Raw genomic sequence first — 2,641 nt, 5'->3', positions numbered from 1 at the left:
CCCCCCGGCCCCCTCTCCGAAAAGGAGAGGGGGAGCCTTATCTGAGTTAAGAGTTTGGAGTGTTGAGTTAAGAGTTAGCCGTTCGGTCAACTCAAAACTCCTAACTCAGAACTCAGAACTCCGCCGTCTGGCTCCCCCTCTCCTTTTCGGAGAGGGGGCCGGGGGGTGAGGCGCCCACGCTCGCACGGTCAACAAGCAATTATTTTCCTCCCTCCTATGCCCCGCTTCCCCAAACATACCTGGCTGCTCCTCGCCGCCCTCACCGCCCCCGCCGCCCCCGCCGCCCAGGCCCAAACCTACCTGCCCACCCCGCGCGATGCGCGCATGAAAGTGCAGCCCCAGGTGCCGGTAAAAGCCTACGCCTTCGACCTAAACCAGGTGAAGCTGCTCGACGGCCCCTTCAAAGTAGCCGAACAGGCCGATGCGAAGTATCTCCTGAAAATCGAGCCCGACCGGCTGCTGGCCGATTTCCGCGAGCACAGCGGCTTGCAGGCCAAGGGCAAGCGCTACGGCGGCTGGGAATCGACGGGGCTGGCGGGGCACACGCTGGGGCACTACCTCTCGGCCTGCGCGCTGGCGTATGCCTCGACCGGCAACCCTGAGTTTAAGCAGCGCGTGGACTATATCGTGGCACAACTGGCCGAGTGCCAAAAGGCCCGCAAAACCGGCTACATCGGGGCCATTCCGAAGGAAAACCAACTGTGGGTGGAGGTGGCGAGCGGCAACATCCGCTCGCACGGCTTTGACCTGAACGGGGCGTGGTCGCCGTGGTACACGGTGCACAAGATTATGGCGGGGCTGCTCGATGCGTACTTGTACACGGGCAACCAAACGGCGCTGGCCGTGAACCAGGGCCTGGCCGACTGGACGGGCAACACCGTCAAAAACCTCGACGACACTAAGATGCAGGACATGCTGGTGTGCGAGTACGGCGGCATGGCCGAAACTCTAGCCAACACTTACGCCCTGAGCGGCGACCGGAAATACCTCGACCTCTCGTATCGATTCTACGACAAAAAAGTCCTTGACCCGCTGGCCGCCCGCACCGATATTTTGCCCGGCAAGCATTCCAATACCCAGATTCCGAAGGCCATAGCCAGTGCCCGCCGCTACGAGCTGACCGGCGATAAGAAGGACGCCGTCATTGCCGGGTTTTTCTGGCAAACCGTGACCGAGAACCACTCCTACGCCACCGGCGGCAACAGCAACTACGAGTACCTGGGCCCGCCGCGCCAGCTCAACGACAAGCTCAGCGAGAACACCACCGAAACCTGCAACACCTACAACATGCTGAAGCTCACGCAGCATTTGTTTGCGCAGCAGCCCGCGGCCCGGCTCATGGACTACTACGAGAAGGGCCTCTACAACCACATTCTGGCCTCGCAGAACCACGCTACCGGTATGACGACCTACTTCGTGCCGCTGCGCATGGGCGGGCGCAAAACGTACAGCGACGAGTTTGATACCTTCACCTGCTGCGTGGGCTCGGGCATGGAAAACCACGTGAAGTACGCCGAGAACATCTACTTCCAGGGGGCCGATGGCAGCCTGTACGTCAACCTGTTCATTCCTTCGGAACTGAGCTGGAAGGCGCAGGGCCTGACCTTGCGCCAGGAAACCCAGCTGCCCGCCACCAACCAGGTAGCCTTCACGCTGACGGCCACCAAAACCCGCGCCTTCAAGCTGCGCCTGCGCCAGCCGAGCTGGACCAAAAACCCGCAGGTGCGCGTGAACGGCCAGCTCGTGGCCGCCGCGCCCGACGCCGAAGGCTACCTCGTGCTCGACCGCAAGTGGAAAAACAACGACCGAATAGAGCTGACACTACCCGCCGATTTCCACACCGAGGCCCTGCCCGACAACCCCAACCGCCGCGCCCTCTTCTACGGCCCCACGCTGCTGGCCGGCATGCTCGGCACCACCGAGCCCGAGCCCGTAACCGGCGTGCCCGTGCTCGTGACCGCCAACAACGACCCCAACGCCTGGGTAAAGCCCGTAGACGCGAAGCAGCTACGCTTCCAGACCGCCGGCCTGGGCACGCCCCACGACGTGCCGCTCGTGCCCTTCAACCAAACCGCCAACGAGTATTACACGGTGTACTGGGACGTCTTCACGCCCGAAAAGTGGGCTACCCAGCAGCGCGTGTACGAAGCCGCCCGCCAGAAGCAGCAGGAGCTGGAAGCCAAAACCGTGGACATCCTGCGCGTGGGCGAGATGCAGCCCGAGCGCGACCACAGTTTCACCGTCTCCGAAAAGGCCGAAACCGGCGAGGAGCACGGCCGCAAGTGGCGCACCGTGAACGAGGGCGGCACCATGGCCTTCACCCTAAAAGTAGCTCCAGACAAGGCCAACACGCTTCTCCTCACCTACTGGGGCATGGACAACCGGGGCCGGGTGTTCGACGTGCTGGTCGATGGCGAGAAAATCGCCACCGAAGACCTCAACAAGTACAAGGAAAGCCGCTTCTACGACGTCTCCTACCCCATTCCGCCCGCCCTCACCAAGGGCAAGCAGCAGGTGAAAGTGACCTTTCAGGCCAAGGCTAACAGTAGCGCGGGGCCGGTGTACGGCGTGCGCAGCGTGCGGGAGTAGGGCATTTTTCGGGGCGGGCTGCCGGCTTTTCGCCGGCTGTCCGCTCGTCGTT

General features: G+C 62.7%; 1 protein-coding gene. It reads left to right on the top strand.

Annotated elements, in window-relative coordinates; translation table 11 throughout:
- The first annotated feature begins 216 nt into the window (after positions 1-216).
- Positions 217-2,589 (top strand): beta-L-arabinofuranosidase domain-containing protein, encoded by a 2,373-nt coding sequence (locus VFO93_RS19635; protein ID WP_325136091.1) that lies wholly within the window; start codon positions 217-219, stop codon positions 2,587-2,589.
- Positions 2,590-2,641 lie beyond the last annotated feature (52 nt).

It is taken from the genome of Hymenobacter sp. (genome assembly GCF_035709525.1).
In the GTDB taxonomy this organism is placed as follows: Bacteria; Bacteroidota; Bacteroidia; order Cytophagales; family Hymenobacteraceae; genus Hymenobacter.
Note: the sequence above shows the minus strand (reverse complement) of the source record. Positions and strands in the feature narration are given on the sequence as shown.

Excerpts from the sequence above, each read along its gene's own strand:
- VFO93_RS19635 (WP_325136091.1), top strand. The coding sequence starts at position 217 with ATGCCCCGCTTCCCCAAACATACCTGGCTGCTCCTCGCCGCCCTCACC.